Consider the following 19,668-nt stretch of genomic DNA (forward strand, 5'->3'; position numbering starts at 1 on the left):
CGCATGCGGTCAAAGGCACTCCGTCCCACACTCTGAAGGGCACCAACCAGAAATGCTTGAACTCAAAGATATAAAGCTGTCCTACGGAAGCACGCAGGTCCTAAACGGCGTCAATCTCTCGGTAAAGCGAGGCGACGTTGTGTCAATCATCGGCCCCAGCGGCACCGGCAAGACCACCCTGCTGAAATGCATCAACTACCTGGTTAAGCCGGCATCTGGAACCATCGCGTTCGATCAGATTCGAATGGATTACCAGCGCCCCGACAAGGCGGCTGTTCAGGCGATCCGCCTCCGGACAGCGATGGTCTTTCAGCAATTCAACGTCTTCAAGAACATGACCGTCCTCCAGAACGTCATGGATCCGCTGGTCGTCGTGCAGCGTAAATCCACGGACGAGGCGCGTGAAATCGCGCTTAGTGAGCTTGAACGAGTTGGCCTTTCCGACAAGCGGGACAGCTATCCGTCCCAACTGTCAGGCGGACAGCTCCAGCGGACTGGAATCGCACGAGCGCTGGCGGTTCGACCAGATGTGATCCTCTTCGACGAACCGACATCATCGCTTGATCCTGAACTGGTCGGTGAAGTTCTGAAGGTGATCAAAGACGTCACCTCGTCAGGGATCACTTCGCTGCTTGTGACCCACGAGATGCAATTCGCAAAGAACATCTCCAACCGGATCGTCTTCATGGATCGTGGCGTGGTCGCCGCCGATGGCAGCCCGGCTGACATCTTCGACGCACCGTCCAGCCCACGACTTGCTCAATTTCTGCAGTCAGAACTCGCTTTTCAATAATCCAACAAGAAGGGAACCTAAGAAATGTCTGCAATCACATCCAGTTTTTCTCGCCGCTATGCCCTGGCCATCGCTGGCGGCATCGCAATTGCCCTTGCAACAGCGGGGATCAGCCATGGCCAGACCGTTCGGACGATCAAGATCGCCACGTCTGCCGAATCCAAGCCGCTGGCATGGGGCGCGATCGGCGTCGAGCCGCAAGGCTATGAGCCCGATCTCCTGAGGGCGATCAACGCAAAGCTGCCGCAATACAAGTTCGAAATGGAAGGCGTCTCCGACATTGCCCAGGAAACCGGCCTCGCCACGGGCAAGTACGACATCGCGGTCGGTGGCTACTACAAGTCGCCCGAGCGCTCCAAGCAGTTCCTCATTCCGGAAAATCCCATGGGCGCCAGCCTGATGAAGATCTACAGCAAGAAAGACAGCGGCATTAAGGAAATGAAAGACCTGGTCGGCAAGAGGATCGTTCCGACCACGGCCGGCGGTGGAACCTACAAGTTCATCATGAATTGGCAGAAAGAAAACCCGCAATACAAGCTCGAAGTCACGGCATCGAGTGCCGGTATCCCCTACCCGAACCGGCTGGACGAAGTTCAGAACGGCAAGTTCGACGCTCTCGTCCTGCCGTCGAATCTCGGTGAGCAGACCGTCATCGAGCAAAAGAAACTCGATATCGTGGCATCCGAACCAGTGTTCAGCAACAACACCTACATGCTGATCCACCGATCTGACGAGAACAAGGGTCTGGCCGACGATGTGAACAAGGTTCTCAAGGAATTGAAAGACGACGGCACGATCGAAAAGCTCTCGCAGAAGTGGTTCGGCGAGGGCATCGTCCAGTACATGAAATAGCACGGCCGTCGACGACCATATTCGCTAGTCAGCGGCAAGGCTGAATTGCAAGAAGGAGCGTTTCAAAGTGGATGTATCTGCTATGATTCCCGAGTTGCTCTCGGCACTGCCGCTGACGCTCGCCATCACGTTTACAGCCCTCATTTCCGGGTTCTGCCTGGCTCTCATCGCGACAACCCTCCGGGTCCGCAGAGTGCCAGTCATCAGTCCCCTGGTGGACCTCTACGTGTCCTATGCCCGGAGTGTTCCTGTCGTACTGCAGTTGTTCGTCGCGTTTTATGGGCTTCCGCTGTTGGTGATCCTGTTCGGCGCCAAAGATTTTATTTCAGCGACGATGGCTGCCATGGTGGGGTTGAGCCTCTACCACGGCGGCTATCTGTCGGAAGTCATGCGGCCCGCATACCTGGCCGTCGATCGCGGCCAGCACGATGCGGCCGACAGCCTTGGATATACGTTCCGACAGAAAATTACTCGCGTCGTCGGCCCGCAAGCGGTGCACTTCGCATTGCCGGGCTATGGGAACTCCATCATCTACCTGATCCATAACGTTGCGCTGGTCATGTACATCGGGGCAGCCGACGTCATGGCGACTGCACATCTGATCATGGAGCGCGATTACAACCAGTTCCAATTCGAAACCTACCTCGTCCTGGCGGTCATCTATTCGCTGATGTGCCTGGTCGCATGGCTCATCGTGCGCTTCTTCGAGCTTCGATCACCGATGCAAGCGCCTGAGGCCACGACAACAACTCCGATCAAGAACCAGCTCCTCGCGAGCGTCTGACGTAAGGGTATTCAACCATGTTTGATACCGATATTTTGCTTCAGGACACGCAGGAAATTCTGAGTGCCGTACCCGTGACAATTGGAATGGCGCTCATGATTTTCGTCCTGTCGACGATAGTCGGCAGCATATTCGCGCTTATCGAATACAGACGGGTACCGGTGCTGCGAGAGCTCATCATGACTTACAAGATCGTCTTCAAGGGCGTTCCGATGGTCATCGTGATTTTCCTCGCCTATTTCGGTCTGCCGCCCGCATTCCAGTTCCTGTTCTCATTGCTGGGGATCAACTTCAACGCCCACGAAACCCCCAATTGGGTCATCCTTGTAGTTGCGATTACCGGCTGTGTCGCTGCGTTCCAATCGGAGATTATCAAGGGAGCCCTGAATGCATTCGACACCGGTCAGTCGGACGCAGCCCATTCGCTGGGCTATACAAATGGCCAGCTGTTCCGGCGGATTCTATTTCCCCAGGTGGTCCTCACGGCAATTCCCGATCTTACTACCTCGATGATGGTCATCATGAAGGCGCTTTCTCTCGGATTCGCCATCGAGGTTGTCGATATCTTCGCCCAGTCCCAGCTGACCGCCGCGCTGAACTACTACTACCTCGAAGCCTTCGTGATTGCCGTCGTGATCTACATGGTGATTGCCTATATCGTCACCCAGATTGCCGACAGGCTGGAGCAGGCGCTGAGGGTGCGGACGTGAGGGCAAGTATGTGGAACAGGATCGCCAAGCTTCGGATATCCCGCCGCACATGGGAGACAATTCTTTTGGGCATGAAAAGCTTGAGGCGAACCTCAAATAGCCGATGCATGTACTGGTGATTTGACGCGATTCCATAGACAGCGGTCCCCCGCTATCACCATCCCGCCCGACGACGCTACTATGTGCATGCTCGCACAGACGTTCGCCGCGGCCTTCGAAACCGCTCGTGTCGCCCTCTGTGGCTTCGTAGCCAACGTCGGCAGCCGGACGTGCCGGAGGCGCAACAAGCGACAGCACCGCTGGGGCGGGGTTGTTCGCCTCACTGGGCCATGCCTTGTCCTGTCCTGCCAACTCGTCGATGATCAGGCAATCCGGCCCCTCGCCGCCGTGGCAGTGCTCGACCAGGTGATGAATCAGCCCGCGCAATTCGATCAGTTCGGCGATCTTCCTGTCGATCCCAATGAGCTTGGCTTTCGCAATGGCTCATGAGTAGGCAAACATTGCCTCTCACCATCGTGTTAGCACATCACGTTTTGCGACTCCGTCCAAGAAGACGAGGCGGCGTGTCTCGCCATCGAGACGTTTGACGCCGCGCACATCACAGCAGCGCGATCGACGCAAGTGCTGATCACTCACACGCTCAACCATCCCTCGAACTCGTCGAGCGTTGCCCGGCCGCCTGTACGTCGTGTCGCGCGGGCAACGTTAGACAGCAGCACCGAATGGCGGCGATCGCTTGCTGTGAGAAACCGGGCTCCCAGGAGCCATGTATCGTGCTATGCATCGCTGATTGTATCGCTGGAAGGGCCAGCCGCCTGGAGACGGGTGGGAATCCGGTGTTTTGCCCGAATGCGGGTTAGAGTCCCTCCCTCTCCGCCAAGGGTCGCGGACTCGAACCCATATTCTGCACAAGGTGAACTTTTTTTCGCGGGCATAATCATCCGAGAGGAACGGCTATGACCAAAACGCAGATCATCAGCGCGCTTATATGGGGCAGCGTGTCTGGCACCGTCCTTGCTGTTCTGTTCGGCGTCGCCTTTGTGATGTTGGACGTTCGATGCTGGGATGACCCTGGCAGGCGAAATTGGGACGCTGAAAGCCAGCTGTGCGTTCCATGACTGCCTGGGAGATAGCCGCCGACGCGACGGCGGGCGGTTTGTCCGGCGTTTATTACGGCTTCATAATTTCAAACTGACCCACTACCCAAAGCTGAGTGTGATTGCGATTGCCTCCTGCACAGAGTACCATCAAGGTGCGCGATCGGTCAGCGCGCTCGCACCTTCCTCCGAAGCGCAATGTGCGCAGCAGTAGATGATGTCATCTTGTTCGACGCCATGTCCGATGATCCGACATCTGCAATGCGGACACGTCGGAGCAAGTTTCTGAATCGCGCATTCGAAGCTGTCGAACGTGTAGATTTCCTCTGCAATCGTCACTTTGAAAGCCTTATCGTAGTCATTCCCGCATTGATCGCATCTGGCCATAGTTCTTTTCCTTCTTTCATTGGCTTCAAGCTCGACCAACTTGTCGCGCGGCGATAGGTTCCCGCCAGGATCATTGGGGCTTCCTAAGCGGGAGATGTGCGCGAGCCTGCGTCACGGCGCTGTTCGATCAAGCGGATCACCTCGTTGATGTCCCACGGCCCGATGTCGAGTTCCTTCAGGCCCGGCGCGTCGATTGCTGCCACATTGTCGTGACGCATAAGATCGACCTGGTTACGCGTTATGGGTGCGGCCGGAAGGAGCTCCGCGACGCCAGCCAAGGCGTTCCACGCCGCAAACGGCACCGGCATCAGCCTGATGTGAGTATCGAGCTGCCGGGCGATCTCCCGAAGCAGTTCCTTGTAGGTGTAGATGCGCGGGCCACCGAATTCGAATGCGGGCGAACCCTTGTGGCTTCGCCCGTCGATCAGCCGGCTCACTGCTTCTGCGACGTCTTCCACGTAGACCGGTTGAAGCCGAGTGCCGCCATCGCCGAACAGCGGATAGACCGGCAGGAGGCGTATCAGCCTCACAATGGTTGTGAGGAAAGCGTCGTCAGGTCCTGTCATGACGGCGGGACGCACAATGAAAGCACCGGGAAATGCGCCCTGCACAGCAATTTCTCCGCGCCCACGTGCCCTAATATAATTCGAATCCGATTGAGGATCGGAGCCGATCCCTGAAATCTGGACGAACTGGTCGACCTTGCCATCGCGCGACGCGGCGGCGAGTTTAGCCGCGGCCTCCACATGCACGCGTTCGAAAGTCTGGACGCCCTGCTCGACATAAAGACTGACAGCATTCACGATCGCCTCTGATCCAGCAATGGCCGAGCCGATCGAGGACGCATTCAATATATCCGCCTCGACTGCTTCGGGCATCCTTGTAATCGAGGAAAAGACTGGAACCACGCGAGCCGGATGGCGGGATGCGGCGCGGACCGTGAACCCCCTTTCCAGGAGTCGCTTCACGATTCTACGCCCGAGAAAGCCTGTTCCGCCGAATACGGTGACGATCCGTTCCACGTTGAGATCGGCGGGATCCATTTGCCATCCCTTGTCTTCGCATGCCTGCCGAGCGCGGGCCGCGAGGATTGCCCTTGGCCGGCGTACCAGCCCATCGAACATCAGGACGGTTGTAGAACAACAGAGGAACCCTTTTGTTCCAGTCGGCGAGGATCTGTCGAGGGACGGCTGATGTCAACGGAGGCGGTCAAACCGGTCAAATCGGGGAGCAAGAACAAGCTCGCGGCCGCTCAGAAGAAATGGACGGGCAATGCGGACGACATTGCCATGTTTCTCAGCAAGGCCAATCCCAACTGGTCCGAACAAGACCTGAAGGAAATGCCGCACAAGCATCTTGAGCTGACAACTGGTGAGGTCGTTGGCCGGCTGAAGAAAGATTGGGTAGCGGATATCAAATCCTACGACGAAGGTCACGTTCACATGTTGAAGTTCGCTGACATGTTGACGGACGGGATCGCCAAACAGTTCGCCGATAAGTTCAATGGCTAAGTGCTCGCGGCGGCCTGCCCAGCGATTCGGCGGGTGAAGCCATCGCTAACAGGTTCGTAGGGCGAGTTTGGCTCTCGGATGGATTACAGAGGCGTCGCCCGATGCGCCGCGATTGCACCCAGAAAAACCTTCCCAAACTCCTTGAGCTTCGCCGCCCCAACGCCATTCACTTCGGCGAAGGCGTCGAGGTCGCGGGGACAGCGTTCGGCCATGTCGATCAGCGTGCGATCGGAGAACACCACATAGGCCGGCACCTGGCGCTCCTTGGCGAGGCGCAGGCGCAGCGCCTTGAGCGCGGCCAACAGCGACGCATCGATGCCCTCGGCATTCATACCCTCGGCCGCTCGCATCTTGCGCAAGGCGCGGGTGCGGACCTCGACGCGGTAGTGGAACGGCATCTCGCCACGGCCGAGCGCATGGCCTTTTTCGGCGATGGCGAGACCACCATGGCCGCTCGGATCGGGTTCCAGGAACCCGCCTGCGGCAAGCTGCCGGATCAGCGACTGCCAGAAGTCCTTCTTGTGCGCCAGCCCGCTGCCGAAGCTGGCGAGCCTCTGGTGGTTCCTGGCCAGTACCTTCTCTGTCTCATGGCCAAGCAGAATGTCGATGACATGGCCGGCACCGAAGCGTTCTCCGCTCTGCGCGATGGCCGCCAGGATGATCCGCGCCTCCGCTCCGCCATCGGCGCGTGGCGCCTGGTCGAGGCAGGTGTCGCAATTGCCGCAAGGCTGAGCCTCTTCGCCGAAATAACCAAGCAGCACCTGGCGGCGGCACTGCGCCGTCTCGCAATAGCCGATCAGCGTATCGAGCCGGCGATGCGAGCGCCTTTTGTGCTCCACGGCAGCGTCCTCGTCGTCGATGAACAGCCGGCGCATGCGGATGTCGCCAAGGCCGAACAGCATATGCGCTTCCGCATCCCGCCCGTCGCGGCCGGCGCGGCCGATCTCCTGGTAATAGGCCTCGAGACTGCCCGGCATGTCGGTGTGGAAGACATAGGCCACATCAGGCTTGTCGATGCCCATGCCGAAGGCGATGGTCGCCACCATGACGACGCCGGACAAGGTCATGAAAGCGTTTTGATTCGCATCACGCGCGTCCTTGCTCATGCCGGCATGATAGGCGAGCGCGGTGACGCCGTTCTTCTCGAGGAAGGCCGCCATCTCCTCCGTCTTCTTGCGCGACAGGCAGTAGACAATGCCGCTGCGGCCGGGATGACGCTCGACGAAGCGCAGCAACTGGCGCTTGCTGTCCTGCTTGGCCTCGATGGCAAGCTTGATGTTCGGCCGGTCGAAGCCCAGCACCAGGGTCTCGACGCGCTCGGCGAACAGCCGGGCTTCGATGTCGGTGCGCGTGCTCTCGTCCGCCGTCGCCGTCAGCGCGATGATCGGCACACCGGGGAAGATATTACGCAGCCGCGATAGGTCCTCATACTCGCGTCGAAACGCCGGACCCCATTGCGAGATGCAATGCGCCTCGTCGACGGCAATCAGGCGAATATCGAGCCTGGCCAGCGCCTCGATCATCCGCTCGGTCATCAGCCGCTCCGGCGCGAGATAGAGCAGGCGCGTCTGGCCCGAAGCCACGCGCCGCCATGCGGCGATGTTGACCTCGCGGTCGATCGAGGAATTGATCGTATCGGCTGCCACGCCGGCAAGGCGCAAGGCCGCGACCTGATCCTGCATCAGCGCCACCAGCGGCGAAACGACAATGGTGAGCCCGCCCAGCACCAGCGCCGGAACCTGGTAGCAAAGCGATTTGCCGGCACCCGTCGGCATGACAGCCAGCACATGACGCCCGGCCAGCAGCGCATCCATGACATCGGCCTGGCCGGGGCGAAAATCATCGAAGCCGAACACGTCCTTCAGCACGCGCCGCTTGGGATCCTCGGCCAAGGTGCTCGTCGCCGATGCCTGCATCAGGCAGACACCGGGCTGGAATCTCGTGAACCGAAGAGGATGTGGAAACCGGTCAAAACGACTCTCTGCATGGGCACCTTGGCTTATCGCAGCTGTCATCGCACCACAACAGGAACAGGTGGTCGCAGCCTGCGCCTTCCCCGCGACACCTGCACCCCGCTGGATTCCTCCACGCACCACGATGTAAGCTCGGCCCGACAGGCCAGGGAGGGCGCGATGCTGAAGATCAGACAGGATGCTCTCGGCGAGCTGTTCCAATTGCAGCGCACCGCCTTCGAGGCGCAGCCTTCCCCGACTTTGGCGTCTGCAAGGACCGCCTGAAGCGCCCGCTGCAGTCGCGGCTGAGCGCCGGGGCCTTGCTGCGCCCGCCCTACGGCAAGACGTTCGAGCGGCTTTTCAGCCTGCTCCGGCACATCACCTGACCGAACGCAGCACCGGCCATCCACCTCCGGCGCATTAAGACTATCTTCACCATCATGCGGCAGCTTCCGCATCCTGCGGTCATGTCTTGAGTACCGCGGCGCCACAAGCGCCCAGGCAACAACCCGCGCCTCTTCAGGGGCGCGGGTCTTCCCTGCTCGATCTCTCACCGTTAAGCGAGGAAATCGGCTCGGTGCGGCGTAAAGCTATCGACCAGCCTTCCTGCCTCCAGCGCCTTGACGCCGTGCACCAGACCGGACGGCACGATGAAGCTGCCGCCGGCCGCAATGGTTTCGGTCCGGCCGTCGATGGTCACCTCGAAGCGGCCTTCGGCGACGTAACTTGCCTGGACATGCGGGTGCGAATGCAGAGCGCCGACGCCACCCTTGTCGAAGCCGAATTCGACCATCATCAATTCATCCGTGTGCAGGAGAACGCACCTCCTGTTACCGTCCGGCGTCGCCGTCCAGGCGCCCTCGCCCGCATGCGCGAAAATCTTTGCGGTCATCGTCATCTCCTCAGAGCAATTCCAGGAAAAGTGTGAAACGGTTTTCCGTTCGGAATTGCGTCGAAACAAAGAGGTAGCGCAGTTCGGCATTTCCGTGAAACGATGAACCGCGCTAGCGCGCTAGCCAGCCGCCATCCACAGGCACCACCGCGCCATGCATATAGTTCGACGCCGGCGCCAGCAGGAAGACGGCGGCGTCGCCAATATCGCCCGCGTCGCCCCAGCGGCCTGCCGGGATGCGCGCCAGGATGGCGGCGCTGCGATCGGGATCGGCGCGCAGTGCCTGCGTGTTGTTGGTTTCTATATAGCCCGGCGCGATGGCGTTGACGTTGATGCCTTTTGCCGCCCATTCGCAGGCGAGCAGCCGGGTGATGCCGAGCACGCCATGCTTCGAGGCGGTATAGGATGCGACCCGGATGCCACCCTGGAAACTCAGCACCGAGGCGATGTTGACGATCTTGCCCTGATGCCCGCCGGCCAGGACACGCCTGGCAAAGGACTGGCAGAGCAGAAAAACCGTCTTCAGATTGACGTCCATGACGTCATCCCAATCGGTCTCGCTGAGATCGACGGCATCGGCGCGGCGGATGATGCCGGCATTGTTGACCAGTCCGTCGAGCGGACCGCTTTCCTCCCAGATACGTTCGAGCAACGGACCCGCTGCCGACGTATCGGCAAGGTTGGCACTCACCGCCTCGAATTGCCCGCCCATCGCGGCAACCCTGCTTGCCGTATCGTCCATCGACGAGCGGCCGACGCCGATCACCGCGCCGCCGGCGCGTGCGATCGACACCGCGATGCCTTGGCCGATGCCGGTGTTGGCGCCGGTCACCAGCATACGCTTTCCGGCCAGGCTGAATGCGGAGTTATCGCTCACCGCAATTCGTCCAATGCCACTGGATCGACATCGGTATAGTCGACATTGTCGCCGGCCATCGCCCAGATGAAGGCGTAGTTGGACGTGCCGGCGCCCGAATGGATCGACCAGCCAGGCGACAGCACCGCTTCCTCGTTGCGCATCACCAGATGGCGCGTCTCGTCCGGCTCGCCCATGAAGTGGAAGACGCGCGCCGTCTTGGCCAGGTCGAAATAGAGATAGGCCTCCATGCGCCGGTCATGCACATGGCATGGCATGGTGTTCCACACTGAGCCCGGCGCCAGCTGCGTCATGCCGACCACCAACTGGCAGGTCTTTGCACCCTCGGCATGGATGAACTGGAAGATCGAGCGTTCGTTGCAGGCATCCTTGCTGCCGAGATCGAGGCGCTTGGCGTCGCCGATGCGGATCAGCCGGCTGGGCCAGGCGTGATGCGCCGGCGCGCTGAGCAGATAGAATTTTGCCGGCACGCCCTTGTCCGCCGACGCGAACGACACGTGGGCTGTTCCCATGCCGAGATAGAGCATGTCGCGCGCCTGCAATTCAAAGGACTGGCCGCCGGCCTCGATGACGCCTGCCCCACCGATGTTGACGGCGATCAGCTCGCGGCGGTCGAGGAAGTTCTTGGTCCCGGTCGGCTTGATCGCCTCCAGTTGAAGCGGCAAGCCGGTCGGCACGGCACCGCCGACGATCATGCGGTCGTAATGGGTGTAGGTCAGGCTGATGCGACCCGGCTGGAACAGGTCTTCGATGTGGAAATTGTGGCGCAGCTCATCGGTTCCCATGGCCGCCGCGGCGACCGGATCGATGGCGAAGCGCGAGGTATAATCGGTATGGCTCTGGCTCATTTCAATCCTGACTTGAGATGGGGCTGTCCTGACTTGATTGATTTATTCGCCGGCAGCGGCCTTGACCGAACTGGCATAAAAATGCTGCCTTGCATGCAGGCGCTCGCGGTAGCGTTGCTGGCTGGCGGTGAGATGCGTCCGCATCGCTTCACGCGCGGCCTCGGCATCGCCTGAGGTAATAGCGTTGAGGATCACCAGATGCTCGCGCTGCAGACCGCGCTGATAGCTGTCGGATTGCACCAGCTCGGTCGACCAGGGCGAGGTCACGTCGCACGGAATGGCGCGCCGGCCGAGCACGTCGAGCATCTCGACATAGAACGGATTGTTGGTGGCGCTGGCGATCGCGCGGTGGAAGGCGAGGTCGGCCGGGCCGGTCGGCTCGCTGGCAAGCAGCAGCCGTTCGAACTCGAAAAACGCTTCCTGGATCGCTGCCTCCTGCGCCGCGTTGCGGCGGATGGCGGCGATCCCGGCCGATTCGATCTCGATCGCAAGCCGCACTTCCAGCACGTTGAGCGCAATCGAATCCTTGCTACCCATGTCGGCGGCCAGCGCGCCGAACATCGTCGAGATGTGCTCGTTGACGAAGACGCCGGCGCCTTGGCGCGGCTCGACCAGCCCATCGGCGGCAAGCTTGGCCAGCGCCTCGCGGATGACGGTGCGGCTGACGCCGAAGGTCTCGGTCAGCTGGCCCTCGGTCGGCAATTTGTGGCCAGGCTGAATCTCGCCCGCCTGCAGCTGCCTGCGGATCGCCGCGACGACGGTTTCCGACAGTTTGGGTTTTCTCTCGACCTTGAGGTCGGCGGATGCAGCGGGCACTTGATGGTTCTCCTAGTGGAACAGGCTCGGTAGCCACAATGAGATTTCCGGTATGTAGGTGACAAGCATCAACACGACGAAAGCCGCGCCGTAGAATGGCCAGATCGAGCGCATCGCCGTCCAGATCGGGATCCGCCCGATGGCGCAGCTGACGAACAGCACCGCCCCCACTGGCGGCGTGCACAGGCCGATGCCGAGATTAAGGATCAGGATGACGCCGAAATGCACGGGGTCTACGCCGTAGGCCATCACCACGGGCAAGAAGATCGGCGTGGTGATGATGATCAGCGGCGACATATCCATGAACGTGCCGAGGATAAGCAGCACCACATTGATCATCAGCAGGATGACCAGCTTGTTGTCGGACACTGACTGCAGGAAGGCGACGAGCGCGGCGGGGACCCTGAGATAGGCCAGCAGCCAGCCGAAGGCAGCAGCACAGCCGATGATCATCAGCACCATTGCCGTCGTGCGCACGGCCGCCGTTGTAGCGGCGACGAAGTCGTTCCAGCTCATCGAGCGGTAGATGACAAGCGTCACCAGGAAGGCGTAGACGATGGCGATGCACGAGCTTTCAGTGGCCGTGAAGACGCCGGAGCGGACGCCGCCGAAGATAATACCGATAAGGACCAGGCCCGGAATTGCGGCGACAAGCAGCTGCAACGCGCGGCCGAAGCCCGCGAACGGCTCGGTCGGGTAGCCGCGACGGCTGGCAACCCAATAGGCCGTGATCATGAGAGACAGCGCCAACAGCAGGCCGGGTATGACGCCCGCGGTGAAAAGGTCGGCGATCGAGATGCGGCCGCCGGCCGATATCGAATAGATGATCATGTTGTGCGAGGGCGGGATCAGCAGCGCAATGATGGCGCCGACCGAGGTGATGTTGACGGCATAGTCGATGCCGTAGCCGCGCGCCTTCATCTGCGGGATCATCAGCCCGCCGACCGCCGAAGCATCGGCCACTGCGGATCCGGAAATGCCGCCGAACATGGTCGAGGCAGCGATGTTGACCTGCCCCAGCCCGCCGCGCAGATGACCGACCAGGGAACCGGCAAGCGCCACCAGCCTGGCGGCAATGCCGCCGCGCACCATCAGGTCGCCGGCGAAGATGAAGAACGGGATGGCCATCAGCGAAAACACGCTGACGCCGGAGTTGAGACGCTGGAACACCACAAGCGGCGGCAGGTCCAGCACCAGAACCGTCGCGAAGCTGGCGACGCCAAGGCAGAACGCGATCGGTGTGCCGATGATCAGCAGGAAGACGAAGGTGCCGAACAGAACCGTCAGGGCCATTACAGATCCTCCTCGCCCGTGGCGTACTGATCGGCGTCTACGGGCAGTCCGGCAAATCGCCCGGCCAGCCGCTCCAGGGAAAACAGACAGACGAGCGCGCCGCCCAGGATGACCGGCAGGAATCCGACGCCGCCCGGCAAGGAAAGCGACGGCATCACCGTGTTCCAGGTCAGCCTGGTGAGCTGGATACCGTAGATGATCATGCCCGCGCCGAAGGCGAGCACGACGATGTCCGAAATGCTGCGCAGTACCGCCTTGGCGCCATGCGGCAGGAAGTAAAGCAGCACATCGAAACCCAGATGGGTGCGCTCGCGAACGCCGACGGCAGCACCCAGGAAGATGAACCAGCCCATCAGCAGCACCGAAAAGGACTCAGTCCAGCTCGGCGAACTATTGAGGACGTAACGGGAAAACACCTGCCAGAAGATGATCAACGTCATCAGCGTCAGTCCGGCACCGCTGACCCACAGTGCAAGCCTTGCGAGCTGTGACAGCAGCCGCTCCGTGGCCAGCCAGAATGATTTCATATACGCGTCTCCCCGGATGGTGGCGCGGATCAACGCGCCACCATTGTCGCGAACGGATTATTTGGTTGCCTGGATGCGCGCCGCGAGATCCTTCAGCTCGGGCGTCGAGAGATACTTGTCGTAGACCGGCTTCATCGCGTCGATCAGCGGCTGCTTGTCGATCTCGCTGACCTTGACGCCGGCGGCTTCGACGATGTCGCGCGATTTCTTTTCCTGCGCGTCCCACAGTTCACGCATCTTGACGACGCTGTCCTTGGCCGCCTGCCGCACGATCGCCTGGTCCTCCGGCGACAGCTTGTCCCAGCTCGCCTTCGCCATCACCAGCACCTCCGGAACGATCTGGTGCTGGTCCATCGTGTAGTGCTTGGCAACCTCATAGTGTTTGGCCGATTCGAAGCTTGGCCAGTTGTTCTCGGCGCCGTCGATGACACCGGTCTGCAAGGCCGAATAGACCTCGCCATAGGCCATCGGCGTGGCGTTGGCGCCGAGCGCATTGACCATGTCGACGAAAACGTCGGACTGGATGACGCGGAACTTCATGCCCTTCATGTCGGCCATCGAGGCGATGTCCTTCTTGGTGTTGTAGAAGGAGCGGGCGCCGGAATCGTAGAAGGCGAGTCCGACCAGATCATGCGCCTCGAAAGCCTTCAGGATCTCGTCGCCGATCGGCCCGTCCATCACGTGGCGCATGTGCTCGACCGAACGGAACATATAGGGCAGCGACGGCACGGCGGTTTCCGGGACGATACCGTTGAACGGTCCCATCGAGACGCGGTTGAGATCGATGACGCCGGTCTGCGTCTGCTCGATCGTGTCCTTTTCCTCACCAAGCTGCGCCGAATGATAGACCTCGACCGAGTAGGCGCCCTTAGTGCGCTCCTTGATCAGCTCGCCCATGTACTTCACCGCGTCGACGGTCGGGTAGCCATCCGGATGCGTGTCGGCCGAGCGCAGCACGGTTTCGGCGTTGGCAATGCCGACCAGCAGTGAGCCGAAAGCGAACGTGGCTGCCGTCAATTTCGAAAAATGCAACATGACTTCCTCCCTTTTAAAATCGAAGCGCCCGGCTCAGAGCCGGTACGCCTTCTTGGCAAGCGTGTAGGCAAGCTCCCGCGCCAGCTCATGCGCCTCGTCCTCGTGTAGCCGATGCTCGGCGACGAGACGCGCGAGGAACGCGCAGTCGACCCGCCGCGCCACGTCGTGGCGCGCCGGGATCGATGGAAAGGCGCGGGTGTCGTCGTTGAAACCGACGGTGTTGTAGAAGCCGGCCGTCTCGGTGGTCATCTCGCGGAAGCGCCGCATGCCTTCCGGGCTGTCGTGGAACCACCAGGCCGGCCCGAGCTTCAGCGCCGGGTAGACACCGGCCAGCGGCGCGAGTTCGCGCGCATAACTGGTTTCGTCGAGCGTGAAGAGAATGACGGTGAGGTCGCGCTCCAGCCCGACGCAGTCGAGCAGCGGCTTCAGCGCCGTCACATAGTCGGTCCGGGTCGGGATATCGAAGCCCTTGTCGCGGCCGAATTTTTGGAAAACAGCCGGCGAATGGTTGCGCCAGGAGCCGGGATGGATCTGCAGCACCAGCCCGTCGTTGAGGCTCATCTTGGCCATCTCGGTCAGCATCTGGGCGCGGAACAGTTTTCGCTCGCGCTCGTCGTCGGAACCACGGCGGATGCGGCTAAACAGCTCCGCCGCCGCGGCATCCGAAAGATTGGCGGTTTCGGCCGTTGGATGGCCATGGTCGGACGAGGTCGCGCCAAAACCCTTGAAGAAGGCGCGCCGCTGGCGGTGCGCGTCGAGATAGCCTGCCCAACTGCCGGTGTCGCAGCCGGTTACCTCGCCGAGCCGGTCGAGATTGGCCGAGAATCCTTCGAAGTCGGGATCGACGACCGCGTCCGGCCGGTAGGCGGTGATGACGCGGCCCTGCCAGCCGCTCTCGCGGATCATCTGGTGCCATTTGAGATCGTCGAGCGCGCCTTCAGTGGTCGCGATGACCTCGATGTTGAAGCGTTCGAACAGCGCGCGCGGGCGGAAATTCTCCCACTGCAGCAGCGTCGCGATCGTGTCGTAATGGCCGTCGGCGGTCGCCGCGGTCAGCGGTTCGTCGATGCCGAACAGATCGGCGAGCACATGGTCGAACCACAGCCGGGTCGGCGTGCCGCGAAACAGATAATAGTGCTCGGCAAAACGCCGCCAGATCGTCCGGCCGTCGGTCTCCACCGGCCCGCCGTCGAGCGTCGCCACGCCGAGATCCTCAAGACGAACGCCCTGGCTGAACAGCATGCGGAAGATGTAGTGGTCCGGCACGATGAGCAGTTGCGCTGGATCCGGAAACGGCTCGTTCTGCGCATACCAGCGCGGATCGGTGTGACCATGCGGGCTGACCAGAGGCAGATCCTTGATCCCAGCATAGAGATCGCGGGCGACCGAGCGCGAATGCGCCTCGGCGGGAAACAGCAAATCCGCATCGGTCAGTGCCACGATCATCCTCCCAGAGCCGCTATCGGTAGGGTCGACAAGAAATAATGTCAACATACAAAAATTAGATTGTTGTATGATGACTTTTCGACCCATTGTGTGGCAGGAAATCGAATGTTAGGCCGCTAGCCGACTACTCCCTGAGGGCGATTTAATGCCATCCGAACAGACCAGCCGTACGACGATGACCAACCGCCTTTCCATGACGACGGTGCACGCACTGCCGGCTTCGATCGCGACACCTTCGTATGATCGCAGCCGCGTCGTCCCGGGCATCGTGCATCTCGGTGTCGGCGCCTTCCATCGCGCCCATCAGGCAGCCTATGTCGACGACTGCCTGGCGGCAGGCGAGACAGGCTGGGGCATAACAGGCGTGTCGCTGCGCAGTACCGACACACGCGACGCGCTCGCGCCGCAGGACGGCCTATACACGCTGGCGATCAGAAGCAGCGGCGAGGAGAAGCTTCGCGTCATCGGCTCGATCGGCGCGATGCTGGTGGCGCCGGAAGACCCGGGCGCGGTGCTGGCCGCGCTGACCGATCCGCGTACCTGGATCATCACGCTGACGATCACCGAAAAGGCCTATCTGAGGGCGGCGGGCGGTGGACTGGATACCGCTCATCCTGATATCGCCCACGACCTGGCAAATCCGCAAATGCCGAAGACAGCGCATGGTTTTCTGACTGAGGCGCTTGCCCGGCGACGCGCCGCCGGCACACCGCCCTTCACCGTGCTGTGCTGCGACAACCTCCCGGCCAACGGCGCCACGCTGCACCGGCTGCTGATCGAATTCGCCGAATTGCGGGATGCCAGGCTCGATGCGAAGGGCGATGCCGGGCTCGCCAACCATATCGCCGATCAAGTGGCGTTTCCCTCAAGCATGGTCGATCGTATCGTCCCGGCAACCACCGATGCCGACCGCGCGCGGGTCGCTGTCGAACTCGGCGTCGAGGACGCCTGGCCTGTGATGACCGAGCCGTTCTGCCAGTGGGTGGTCGAGGACAATTTCCCACAGGGCCGGCCGGCCTGGGAACAGTTCGGCGTCACCATGGTCGACGACGTCAGGCCGTTCGAGGACATGAAGCTCAGGCTGCTCAACGGCTCGCATTCGGCCATCGCCTATCTCGGCCTGCTCAGCGGTCACGCCACCGTCGACCGCGCCTTCGCCGATCCGGCGATACGGGCCTTTGTCGATGCACTCTGGGCCGAGGCCATTCCGACGCTACCGAGGAATGCCGGGCTGGATACGGCAAGCTATACGGCTGAACTGGCCGAGCGTTTCTCAAACACGGCACTTGCCCACCGCACGGCACAGATCGCCAATGACGGCAGCCAGAAACTGCCGCAACGCATCGTCGCTTCCGCCTTGGAGTGCCTCGAAGCCGGCGCTGTGCCCGAACATCTGACGCTGGTGATCGCCGCCTGGATCGCAGCCTGCGAAGCACGCGGCAGGACCTTGCCGGAGAGCCATTTCACCGATCCGCTCGATGCAGCGTTGGCGGCAATCGGTGACAGGCGCCTGTCATCCGCCGAAAGCGTCGCGTCGGTGTTCGATCTGACTGGCTTTGCCAAGGGAGAGTCCGGGCGCAAAAACCTGGTGGATCTCACGACCGCCCATCTTGAACAGCTGCGCCGTGGCGGCTCGGCAGCAGCCTTCGCTGCATTGGGCCTCTAACAAAAAAGCGAGGCAAGGCCCCGCTTTTCAATCCGTCATCCGAAGCAGGCTTCAGGCCGGCAGGATGGCGCCTTCCAGCGTGGTGAGCTGGCTAAGGAACTGTTCCGCCTTGCTGCGAGCCTGGTCGTCCTTGGCATCGGCTGCATCTTCCTTGGCTTCCTGGATGCGACGGGCGAGATCGGCGCGGTCGACATCCTTCACCGCGACAGCCGATTCCGCCAGCAGCGTGCAGCCGGCTGGAACGATGTCGGCGAAGCCGCCGAACACCACATAGCGCTCTTCGCCGCCCGAAGCGGTCTTCACCGTGACGACGCCAGGCTTGATCGTGGTCATGACCGGCGCGTGGTGCGCCATCACGGTCATCTCGCCTTCGGCGCCCGGAATGACGACGGATTCGACCTCGGCGGAAACCAGCAGGCGCTCCGGCGAGACCAGTTCGAACTTGAAAGCTTCAGCCATGTCAATTTAGCGAATAGCGAATAGCGAGTAGCGAGTAGTCAGAAGAATTCGCCAGCCCATATTCCCTATTCGCTACTCCCTATTCGCTTGATTACGCCGCTTCAGCCGCGAGGCGCTGTGCCTTCTCGACTGCTTCCTCGATGCCGCCGACCATGTAGAAGGCAGCTTCCGGAAGGTGATCGTAGTCGCCGTTGCAGAGGCCCTTGAAGCCCTTGATGGTGTCGGCGAGGTCGACCAGCTTGCCCGGCGCGCCGGTGAACACTTCGGCGACGAAGAAGGGCTGCGACAGGAAGCGCTCGATCTTGCGGGCGCGGGCCACGGTCTGCTTGTCCTCTTCCGACAACTCGTCCATGCCCAGGATGGCGATGATGTCCTGCAGCGACTTGTAGCGCTGGAGGATCGACTGCACCTGGCGCGCGACGCCGTAGTGCTCGTCGCCGACGACCAGCGGGTCGAGCATGCGCGAGGTCGAATCGAGCGGGTCGACGGCCGGATAGATGCCCTTCTCGGCGATGGCGCGGTTGAGCGTCGTCGTCGCGTCAAGGTGAGCGAACGAGGTCGCCGGCGCCGGATCGGTCAAGTCGTCGGCGGGCACGTAGATGGCCTGCACGGACGTGATCGAGCCCTTGGTGGTGGTGGTGATGCGTTCCTGCAGCGCACCCATGTCGGTGGCGAGCGTCGGCTGGTAGCCCACCGCCGACGGGATACGGCCGAGCAGAGCCGACACTTCCGAACCCGCCTGCGTGAAGCGGAAGATGTTGTCGACGAAGAACAGCACGTCCTGGCCCTGGTCGCGGAAATATTCCGCCACCGTCAGGCCGGTCAGGCCGACGCGGGCGCGCGCGCCCGGCGGCTCGTTCATCTGGCCGTAGACGAGTGCTGCCTTGGAGCCTTCGCCACCGCCCTTCTTGTTGACGCCGGATTCGATGAACTCGTGATAGAGATCGTTGCCTTCGCGGGTGCGCTCGCCGACGCCGGCGAACACCGAATAGCCGCCATGCGCCTTGGCGATGTTATTGATCAGCTCCTGGATCAGCACGGTCTTGCCGACGCCAGCGCCGCCGAACAGGCCGATCTTGCCGCCCTTGGCGTAGGGTGCCAGAAGGTCGAGCACCTTGATGCCGGTGATCAGGATCTGGGCTTCCGTCGACTGCTCGACATAGGTCGGAGCCGGCTGGTGGATGGAGCGCATTTCGGTCGCGTCGACCGGGCCTTCTTCGTCGACCGGCTCGCCGATGACGTTGATGATGCGGCCGAGCATGCCCGGGCCGACCGGCACGGTGATCGGCGCCCCGGTGTCACGCACGTCCTGGCCGCGAACCAGACCTTCGGTCGAGTCCATGGCGATGCAGCGCACGGTGTTTTCACCCAGATGCTGGGCAACTTCCAGCACGAGGCGGTTGCCGACATTGGTCGTCTCGAGCGCGTTCAGGATCGCCGGCAGGTGATCGCCGAACTGCACGTCGACGACGGCGCCGATGACCTGGCGGACCTTGCCGACAACGCCGGTTGCCTTGCTGGCCACTGCCGATGTCTTGGCCGCGGCAGCCTTGGTGGGTGCGGCCGCCGACTTTGCCGGAGCTGCCTTCGCTGCTGGAGCCTTGGCCGCCGCCTTCGCGGGGGCTGCGGTCTTCGCGGCTGCCGCCTTGGGGGCCGCCTTCTGGGGGGTCGCTGCTTTCGCCATCGTCTTTACCCTTTTTCGTCCTTTGTTTCTCACGCGGTC

The 19,668-nt window shown here is 61.7% G+C and carries 19 protein-coding genes; 6 read left to right on the top strand and 13 right to left on the bottom strand.

Annotated features, from left to right (window positions below; translation table 11 throughout):
* Nucleotides 1-52 precede the first annotated feature (52 nt).
* From NKI73_RS21375 to NKI73_RS21390, 4 genes are all read left to right on the top strand, one after another.
* A complete protein-coding gene (locus NKI73_RS21375; protein WP_352632875.1) occupies nucleotides 53-793 on the top strand; it encodes an amino acid ABC transporter ATP-binding protein in 741 nt (246 codons plus the stop codon).
* 24 nt (nucleotides 794-817) lie between these two features.
* Entirely contained in the window at nucleotides 818-1,645 is an 828-nt protein-coding gene (locus tag NKI73_RS21380; RefSeq protein WP_352632876.1) for a transporter substrate-binding domain-containing protein, read from the top strand.
* Nucleotides 1,646-1,712: 67 nt separating this feature from the next.
* Nucleotides 1,713-2,429, top strand: a complete 717-nt coding sequence (locus NKI73_RS21385; RefSeq protein ID WP_352632877.1) for an amino acid ABC transporter permease — start codon at nucleotides 1,713-1,715, stop codon at nucleotides 2,427-2,429.
* Between the two features lie 17 nt (nucleotides 2,430-2,446).
* The gene (locus NKI73_RS21390; RefSeq protein WP_352632878.1) at nucleotides 2,447-3,139 is read left to right on the top strand and encodes an amino acid ABC transporter permease; all 693 of its coding nucleotides are present in this window, start codon (nucleotides 2,447-2,449) and stop codon (nucleotides 3,137-3,139) included.
* 1,247 nt (nucleotides 3,140-4,386) lie between these two features.
* Here the strand turns inward: NKI73_RS21390 and NKI73_RS33680 are convergent.
* Complete coding sequence (locus NKI73_RS33680; protein WP_502905590.1) at nucleotides 4,387-4,623, bottom strand: metallothionein; 237 nt, start codon at nucleotides 4,621-4,623, stop codon at nucleotides 4,387-4,389.
* Nucleotides 4,624-4,706: 83 nt separating this feature from the next.
* Nucleotides 4,707-5,666 carry a complex I NDUFA9 subunit family protein gene (locus NKI73_RS21395; protein WP_352632879.1) on the bottom strand — a complete coding sequence of 320 codons (960 nt, stop codon included), beginning with the start codon at nucleotides 5,664-5,666 and terminating at the stop codon, nucleotides 4,707-4,709.
* A 150-nt stretch (nucleotides 5,667-5,816) separates the two neighbouring features.
* Here NKI73_RS21395 and NKI73_RS21400 point away from each other — a divergent pair, with 150 nt between their 5' ends.
* On the top strand, nucleotides 5,817-6,134 hold the full coding sequence (locus NKI73_RS21400; RefSeq protein ID WP_352632880.1) for a hypothetical protein: 318 nt from the start codon (nucleotides 5,817-5,819) through the stop codon (nucleotides 6,132-6,134).
* A gap of 83 nt (nucleotides 6,135-6,217) precedes the next feature.
* Here NKI73_RS21400 and recQ read toward each other — a convergent pair whose 3' ends face one another.
* From recQ to uxaC, 9 genes are all read right to left on the bottom strand, one after another.
* A complete protein-coding gene (gene recQ, locus NKI73_RS21405) occupies nucleotides 6,218-8,050 on the bottom strand; it encodes a DNA helicase RecQ (protein ID WP_352632881.1) in 1,833 nt (610 codons plus the stop codon).
* Between the two features lie 592 nt (nucleotides 8,051-8,642).
* On the bottom strand, nucleotides 8,643-8,978 hold the full coding sequence (locus NKI73_RS21410) for a cupin domain-containing protein (protein ID WP_352632882.1): 336 nt from the start codon (nucleotides 8,976-8,978) through the stop codon (nucleotides 8,643-8,645).
* Nucleotides 8,979-9,090: 112 nt separating this feature from the next.
* Entirely contained in the window at nucleotides 9,091-9,855 is a 765-nt protein-coding gene (kduD, locus tag NKI73_RS21415) for a 2-dehydro-3-deoxy-D-gluconate 5-dehydrogenase KduD (RefSeq protein ID WP_352632883.1), read from the bottom strand.
* Nucleotides 9,852-10,703 carry a 5-dehydro-4-deoxy-D-glucuronate isomerase gene (gene kduI, locus NKI73_RS21420; protein ID WP_352632884.1) on the bottom strand — a complete coding sequence of 284 codons (852 nt, stop codon included), beginning with the start codon at nucleotides 10,701-10,703 and terminating at the stop codon, nucleotides 9,852-9,854. Before kduI ends, kduD begins: the two co-directional genes overlap by 4 nt.
* Nucleotides 10,704-10,745: 42 nt before the next feature.
* A complete protein-coding gene (locus NKI73_RS21425; protein WP_352632885.1) occupies nucleotides 10,746-11,519 on the bottom strand; it encodes a FadR/GntR family transcriptional regulator in 774 nt (257 codons plus the stop codon).
* A 12-nt stretch (nucleotides 11,520-11,531) separates the two neighbouring features.
* Nucleotides 11,532-12,812, bottom strand: coding sequence for a TRAP transporter large permease (locus NKI73_RS21430; protein ID WP_352632886.1), 1,281 nt, complete (start codon nucleotides 12,810-12,812; stop codon nucleotides 11,532-11,534).
* On the bottom strand, nucleotides 12,812-13,339 hold the full coding sequence (locus NKI73_RS21435) for a TRAP transporter small permease (protein WP_352632887.1): 528 nt from the start codon (nucleotides 13,337-13,339) through the stop codon (nucleotides 12,812-12,814). The genes NKI73_RS21430 and NKI73_RS21435 overlap by 1 nt, the downstream gene beginning before the upstream one ends.
* 57 nt (nucleotides 13,340-13,396) lie before the next feature.
* The gene (locus NKI73_RS21440; protein ID WP_352632888.1) at nucleotides 13,397-14,374 is read right to left on the bottom strand and encodes a TRAP transporter substrate-binding protein; all 978 of its coding nucleotides are present in this window, start codon (nucleotides 14,372-14,374) and stop codon (nucleotides 13,397-13,399) included.
* Nucleotides 14,375-14,407: 33 nt separating this feature from the next.
* Complete coding sequence (gene uxaC / locus NKI73_RS21445) at nucleotides 14,408-15,820, bottom strand: glucuronate isomerase (RefSeq protein WP_502905589.1); 1,413 nt, start codon at nucleotides 15,818-15,820, stop codon at nucleotides 14,408-14,410.
* 145 nt (nucleotides 15,821-15,965) lie between these two features.
* On the opposite strand from uxaC, the gene NKI73_RS21450 reads away from it, so the two are divergent.
* Nucleotides 15,966-17,486, top strand: coding sequence for a mannitol dehydrogenase family protein (locus tag NKI73_RS21450; protein WP_352632889.1), 1,521 nt, complete (start codon nucleotides 15,966-15,968; stop codon nucleotides 17,484-17,486).
* 51 nt (nucleotides 17,487-17,537) lie between these two features.
* Here the strand turns inward: NKI73_RS21450 and NKI73_RS21455 are convergent, their stop codons facing one another.
* Both NKI73_RS21455 and atpD read right to left on the bottom strand, forming a co-directional pair.
* The gene (locus tag NKI73_RS21455) at nucleotides 17,538-17,945 is read right to left on the bottom strand and encodes a F0F1 ATP synthase subunit epsilon (RefSeq protein ID WP_095775824.1); all 408 of its coding nucleotides are present in this window, start codon (nucleotides 17,943-17,945) and stop codon (nucleotides 17,538-17,540) included.
* 91 nt (nucleotides 17,946-18,036) lie between these two features.
* The gene (gene atpD, locus NKI73_RS21460; RefSeq protein ID WP_352632890.1) at nucleotides 18,037-19,629 is read right to left on the bottom strand and encodes a F0F1 ATP synthase subunit beta; all 1,593 of its coding nucleotides are present in this window, start codon (nucleotides 19,627-19,629) and stop codon (nucleotides 18,037-18,039) included.
* Between the last annotated feature and the right edge of the window lie 39 nt (nucleotides 19,630-19,668).

Source organism: Mesorhizobium sp. M0496, assembly GCF_040321205.1.
In the GTDB taxonomy this organism is placed as follows: domain Bacteria; phylum Pseudomonadota; class Alphaproteobacteria; order Rhizobiales; family Rhizobiaceae; genus Mesorhizobium.

What these genes read in the sequence shown, in the direction of transcription:
- NKI73_RS21375 (WP_352632875.1), top strand. Translation starts at nt 53, where the DNA reads ATGCTTGAACTCAAAGATATAAAGCTGTCCTACGGAAGCACGCAGGTC.
- NKI73_RS21380 (WP_352632876.1), top strand. Translation starts at nt 818, where the DNA reads ATGTCTGCAATCACATCCAGTTTTTCTCGCCGCTATGCCCTGGCCATC.
- NKI73_RS21390 (WP_352632878.1), top strand. Translation starts at nt 2,447, where the DNA reads ATGTTTGATACCGATATTTTGCTTCAGGACACGCAGGAAATTCTGAGT.
- NKI73_RS33680 (WP_502905590.1), bottom strand. Translation starts at nt 4,623, where the DNA reads ATGGCCAGATGCGATCAATGCGGGAATGACTACGATAAGGCTTTCAAA.
- NKI73_RS21395 (WP_352632879.1), bottom strand. Translation starts at nt 5,666, where the DNA reads ATGGATCCCGCCGATCTCAACGTGGAACGGATCGTCACCGTATTCGGC.
- NKI73_RS21400 (WP_352632880.1), top strand. Translation starts at nt 5,817, where the DNA reads ATGTCAACGGAGGCGGTCAAACCGGTCAAATCGGGGAGCAAGAACAAG.
- recQ (WP_352632881.1), bottom strand. Translation starts at nt 8,050, where the DNA reads ATGCAGGCATCGGCGACGAGCACCTTGGCCGAGGATCCCAAGCGGCGC.
- NKI73_RS21410 (WP_352632882.1), bottom strand. Translation starts at nt 8,978, where the DNA reads ATGACCGCAAAGATTTTCGCGCATGCGGGCGAGGGCGCCTGGACGGCG.
- kduI (WP_352632884.1), bottom strand. Translation starts at nt 10,703, where the DNA reads ATGAGCCAGAGCCATACCGATTATACCTCGCGCTTCGCCATCGATCCG.
- NKI73_RS21430 (WP_352632886.1), bottom strand. Translation starts at nt 12,812, where the DNA reads ATGGCCCTGACGGTTCTGTTCGGCACCTTCGTCTTCCTGCTGATCATC.
- NKI73_RS21435 (WP_352632887.1), bottom strand. Translation starts at nt 13,339, where the DNA reads ATGAAATCATTCTGGCTGGCCACGGAGCGGCTGCTGTCACAGCTCGCA.
- NKI73_RS21440 (WP_352632888.1), bottom strand. Translation starts at nt 14,374, where the DNA reads ATGTTGCATTTTTCGAAATTGACGGCAGCCACGTTCGCTTTCGGCTCA.
- uxaC (WP_502905589.1), bottom strand. Translation starts at nt 15,820, where the DNA reads ATGATCGTGGCACTGACCGATGCGGATTTGCTGTTTCCCGCCGAGGCG.
- NKI73_RS21450 (WP_352632889.1), top strand. Translation starts at nt 15,966, where the DNA reads ATGCCATCCGAACAGACCAGCCGTACGACGATGACCAACCGCCTTTCC.
- NKI73_RS21455 (WP_095775824.1), bottom strand. Translation starts at nt 17,945, where the DNA reads ATGGCTGAAGCTTTCAAGTTCGAACTGGTCTCGCCGGAGCGCCTGCTG.
- atpD (WP_352632890.1), bottom strand. Translation starts at nt 19,629, where the DNA reads ATGGCGAAAGCAGCGACCCCCCAGAAGGCGGCCCCCAAGGCGGCAGCC.